Origin of the sequence: Mesorhizobium sp. M7A.F.Ca.US.006.04.2.1, from assembly GCF_004022915.1 — a bacterium.
In the GTDB taxonomy this organism is placed as follows: domain Bacteria; phylum Pseudomonadota; class Alphaproteobacteria; order Rhizobiales; family Rhizobiaceae; genus Mesorhizobium; species Mesorhizobium ciceri.
Map to the genome: position 1 here is coordinate 1 of NZ_RZQA01000359.1, position 6029 is coordinate 6029.

Below are 6029 nucleotides of genomic sequence, written 5' to 3' on the forward strand. Positions count from 1 at the left end.
GCTGAATCCGATATGGATTCGTCATGATGGATGTTGGTGCCGTTGAATGTCACCGGCACCAACATCCATCATGACGAATCCATATCGGATTCAGCGGGTGCGGCGACGCTGACCAGTTCCGGCGGCGGTAATGTCGTGACGCTGGGCAACGGCAACACGCTGCTCGATTTCAACGTTTCCGGGGGTTCCGGCTCGGCGATCTACGGCCTGGGCATCAACGGCCTGACCGTCCAGGGCGTGACGGCCAGCAATGTCGGGTCCGGCCTCTACCTCAATGGTGTGACCGGCACGGTCTCGGTCGACGACCTGACCGTCCAGACCGCATCTCAAACCGGCATCGTGCTTGTCGATTCGAGCGCGACCGTCGATTTCACCGGCAACACCAAGATTACCAGTGCCGCCAACGTCGGGCTGTTCGCCAACAATTTCGACGGCATCGCCACCTTCGACGATCTCGACATCAGTGGCGGCGGCAGGGGCGTGGCCATCTGGAGCGGCTCGAGCGGCACGCTGACTTTCGCGGCCGCGAGTTCCATCACCAACACGGACGATGTAGCCTTCAACATCAACGGTGCGGTGCCCAACGTCACCTACAACGGCACGATCGACCAGGCCAATGCGGCCAACGCGGTCAGGATCATCGGCCAGACCGGCGGCACCGCCACCTTCGGCGGCAAGATCACCGCCAGCACGGGCTCGGCCAACGCGATCGACCTGTCCGCCAACACCGGCGGCACGGTGAAATTCACCGGCGGGCTGGACCTGACCACGACGACCGGTACCGGCTTCGATGCCACCGGGGGCGGCACGATCACAGTCGCGGCCGCGGGCACGGAGCAGATCACCACCGGCACCGGCCGGGCGATCAATCTCGACGGCATCACCATCGGCACCGGCGGCATGGCGTTCGACAGCATCACGACAGGCGTTGCGACGGCCACGGCGCTCAACTTCAATGCCGTCTCGGGCGGCCAGTTCCTGGGTGGCAATGTCACTGTCGGCGGCACCGCTGCCGGCATCAACGGCCTTGCAATCAACGCTTCGTCATCGACCTTCACCATCACCAATCTGGTGACGACCAATGTCGCGGGCACCGATGTCAGCCTGACCAACAATACGGGCTCGATCACGATCCTCGGTGGCACCATCGCCAATTCGGGCGCTGGCGACGGTGTCGTCGTTTCCGGCGGCAGCGCGACAGTCGGCGTAGCGGCCAACGTCTCCAGCTCGGCAACCGCGCCAGGCGCGGCGGTCAAGGTCGACGGCACCACCGGCGGCTCGGTGACCTTCAGCGGTACGGTCACCTCGACCGGCACCGGCGATCTGTTCGATGTCGGATCGACGCTGACCCCGGCCGGCGGCGCCATCAGCTTCACTGGCCCGACCTTGTCGGCGACGGGTGGCGGCGGGGCGCTTGTCAGCAGCCTCGGCGGCACCGCGACGTTGAACGTGACCGCGCCGCTGTCGATCACCAATGCCACGGGCACCGGCCTGTCCGTCACCAATGTCGCCAGCACGGCATCGGCGAGCTTTGGCGAGGTCACCGTGACGACGCCTGGCGGCACCGGCATCTTCATTGCCGACAATGGCACGGTCACCTTCGGCACAACCCAGGTTACGCTGGGAGCGGCAAGCACCGCCGGCATCGAGTTCCTCGACATCAACGAACATATCAGCTTCGGCACGACCACGATCGACGAGGTTGGCGCCAACCAGACCGGCATCGACTTCAGCGGTTCCTCGAGCGGTTCCTCGACAAGGGCCGATTTCGGCCTGACCACGATCACCGGCACCGGCAGCCTGACCTCGCGCGGCATCGACCTGTCGTCGACGACCGGCAACAAGACCATCGCCTTCCTGCGCGGCTCCAGCATTTCCAATGTCGGCGTCGGCGTCGAATTGTCGTCGAGCGGCGCCACCGCGACCTCGGCCAACGCCAACTTCACCTTCGGCGACGGCACGTCCGCCGATGGGCTGCAGTCCTCCATCAGCGCCGCCGCCGGCGGCTACACCGTCAATACGATCGGGCTCGATCCGACGCTCGGCAATTATGATTTCGACGACGTCAACTTCACCGGCGCCGCCCATCTGGCCAGCGCGGTCGGTGGGACCATCATGATTTCCCAGGGCGGTGGCATCGTCCACGCCAACACGGACGGGCTCAGCGCCGACGTGACCACCTACACGGTCGCCGAGGCCGATGCCATGACCGGCACGCTGAACTTCGCCTTTGTCGGCACCGTCGATCTCAGCGGCACCCCGTTCACGCTCGATTCCGGCCAGTCGATCATCGGCTTCGGCAACGGCGCCTCCATCCTCACCTCCGGTACCGTCCAGCCGGTCAATGTCCAGGGCAATCTCGGCGCTACTGGCGGCAACGTCACCGGCGATGAGGGCGTGGTCAAGAGCACGGGCAGCGATACCCTGCATCTGCTCGGCAACAACCAGGTGCGCGACACCGCTTTCGACTTCAGCGGCGGCAGCGGCTCGGTCTTCCTCGTCGACGGGAGCGCGGCTGGCTTCGTCAATACCGGCGGCATCTTCATCGAAGGCGTCACGGTCAGCAATGTCGCCGTGGGCCAGACGGCGTTCAAGGTCGCCGGCCTCGACACCAATTTGTCGATCGCAGACAACAACGTCAACGTTGCCGGCACGCTGCTCGACGTCGATGGCGGCGCCGGCAACATCACGGTCACGCGCGGCACCTTGCCCAACAGCGGACCGGCCGGCACGCTGACCGGCGGCGGCATCAACCTGCAGAACCTGACCGGCACGGTGACCATTGGCGACGGCACGCTGACCAACACCGGCGCGAACACGGCTTTCAATGTCGGCTCGACGACTGCCGGGAGCGGCGGCAGCGCGATCATCTCCTATGCCGGCACCATCAACAGCAACGGCACCGGCGCGGCTGTTTCGATCCAGAGCATGACTGGCGGCTCGGTGACGCTGTCGGGCGACCTGACTGATACCAACGCGGCCGCTGGCGGCAATATCGTCATTGCCGGCAACGACTCGGCCGCGATCACCTTCTCGGGCACCAGCAAGGTGATCAGCTCGGGCGCGACGGACGCCGTCAGCCTGGGTCTCGTTGGCAATTTCCCCGCAGGCACACCGGCCCCCAACACCAATTCCGCGATCAATTTCACCAATGGCGGTCTCGACATAACGACGACGACCGGCACCGGCTTCATCGCCTTCGGAGATTTTACCACCGGCGCCGTTACGGTCACCGGCACGGGCAACGAGATCAATTCCGGCGCCGACGGTCTTATCTTGTTCGGCGCCAATGTCGGCGCCGGCGGCGTTGCCTTCGACAGCGTCTCGGCCGTATCCACGAGTACCGGCGCTGGTGTGCTGCTTGGAGGTATCAATCTCGGCGGCGACGTCAACATTGGCGGCCTGAGGGATACCGGCTACATCGGCGCTTCATTGATCGGCCTGAGCGGCGCCGGCGTGGTCAATTTCACAGGCAAGACCGATCTCGACGTCAGCTACAGAGGGTTCGATATTGGTGGGCCGCTGGTCGGCACCATAAACATCGCCAATGTCGCCGGATCCACCCTGAACATCGATGACGCCGAGATCGGTATCGCATTGACGACCTCGAGCGGGACCGTCAACGTTGGCGGGAATGGCGGCAGCGCCAGCATCGGCGCGACGACAAGCACCACTGGTTCAGCGATCACGCTCGCCGGCGGCAATGATCTTGTCCACGCCACACTTAACTACACCGGCTCGATCAACGTCAGCGCGGGCAGCGTCTTGCAAGTCGGCGGCGGCGACTGGAGCGAGCTCAACATGAGCGGTTCGGTCGTTTCGACCTCGGCAGTAGCACTGCCGGGGACAGCGGTCTTCACCTTCAGCGGCAACGCCGAGGGCGTGTACAATATTTCGAGCACGATCAATCATACCGGGAGCGCCGTCGGCGTCTTGTTTGACGGATCGTCCGAGGGAACGGCCACCTTCTCCGGCACCTCGAAGATATTCGACACCAGCAGCGGCGCCAACGGCGCCATCGTCAAGCTCCCCAGCATCGGTCCGACCCAGGGCACGGGCACACTGGCCTTCACCAATGGCGGCCTCGTCATCACCACCTCGAGCGGCGCCGGCTTCACCGCCAGCACCTTCGCCGCCGGCACGGTCAGCGTCAGCGGCGCCGGCAACACCATCACCACCGGCACGGGCACCGCGCTCGATCTCGACAGCGCGACGGTCGGCGCAGGCGGCATCACCTTCGATTCGATTTCGAGCAACGGCGCCGCGACCGGGGTGTCGCTCAACAATGTCGGCGGCGGCGCCATCGACCTCGGCGCGGTCAACCTGCAGAACATCACCTCGCGCGGCGTCGACATTTCCGGCACGCTCGGTTCGGCGCTGAGCTTCGACAGCCTGAACATCGGAATCGCGGCCAGCGCCACCAACGCCGTCGGCCTCGACCTCAACGGTGCGGCGCTCGGCACGAGCACCATCACGGCGGACGATTTTGATGTCGATGGAGGCAACTCCACAGGGTCGATCGGCATCGACATGGCCGGCACGACCGGCACCGGCACGATCCAGCTCGGTGACCTCCTCAACAACAATCCTGGCCCGGCTGGCCAGACGTCGACCATCACCAAGGTCGCCCAGGGCGTCCAGTTCTCCAGCGCCACCAACGCCAGGCTGGTGTTCGGCGACGGCGGCAGCCCGGCCGAATCGAAGATCGAGACCTTCGGCAACGGCCAGGTCATCCACGCCACCGACACGCTGCCGACCAATGGCGACTACAATTTCAACGACGTCAATTTCAGCGGCGACACGTCGAACCTGTCTTCGTACAAGGTCTACTATGTCACCGCCGATGCCACCGCCCTTGGCGACGGCAGCCTGCTCAATCCAGGCACCTATGCCAACGCCCAGGCATCTACCGCCAATGTCATTGTGCTCATCAACAAGAACGTCGACGGCGGCCAGGCGACGATTGACCTCGGCGGTACGTCGTTCCAACTCGATGACGGGCAGGTACTGCTCGCCTTCAAGAGCGACGACGCGGCCGTCGATGTCTCGCAGCTTGGCGTCGATACCAGCGCCGGCGCTTCGGCTGCGTTCCATTTCACCACCGTGCAAAACTCGCCGATCATCGCGGCACCGGCGGGCATCGACACGCTACGGCCGATCCTGCAGAGCAACACAGCCGGCTCGGTGGTCGATCTGGCGACATCAGGCTCGGGCGTCGTCACCGGCGGCCTCCAGAACCTCATCATCCGCAACACAGGCACCGGCACTGGTGTCGCCGTCAACGCGACGTCCGCCTCCAGTTTCTTCCTCCGCAACAACGACATCGCGGCCGGCGGCAGGGCGCTCGATTTCTCCACATCAGCTGCGCCGGCCAACACGCTTCTGCTTTCGATCGACGGCAATACGCTGAAATCGACGGGATCGGCGCTGGCCGCGTCCTTTGCCGGCCAGAACATCAGCGCGACGGACAACTCGGTCGAGATCCAGTCCTTTGCCGACAACACTGTGCTCGGCGGCACTGGCGGCGGCATCGCCTTCAACAATGTCCGCTTCGACTCCAACGGCGCCGGCGGCACTGTCAGCGCCGGAACGATCGGTGTTGGCTCACCAGGCCCAGGGCGCGTCCAGGGCGACGGCCTCAGCTTCACCAACACCAGCGGCACCCTCGATCTCGGCGCGTTCAGCGTCTTCAACAATGGCGGCACCGGCGTCCTAGCCAACACCAAGACCACCAATTTCACGCTGAACAGCAGCAGCGGCGGCGTCTTCACGGGGAATGGCGCGGCGTTCGATCTCGATCCGCTGACCGTCAACATGGTGGTGACCAGCATCAGTTCAGGCGGCAGCAGCGGCGGCATCATTTTCGACGGCATCGCCGGTACCTTCACCGTCACCGGCAACACGAGCGTTGCCGCGGCGACGACTGCCGGCATTATGGCGATCAACGCCGGCAACACCGGCGTCTTCACCTTCAACACGGTGACACTGAACAGCGCCGTCACGGCGGGCGGGGGCATTCCAGGGGCGAG

At 64.9% G+C, this 6029-nt stretch carries 1 pseudogene; it reads left to right on the forward strand.

Features of this window, described 5'->3' with window-relative positions:
* Positions 1-30: 30 nt before the first annotated feature.
* Positions 31-6029, forward strand: a pseudogene (locus tag EN925_RS19350) (hypothetical protein); the annotation flags it as partial.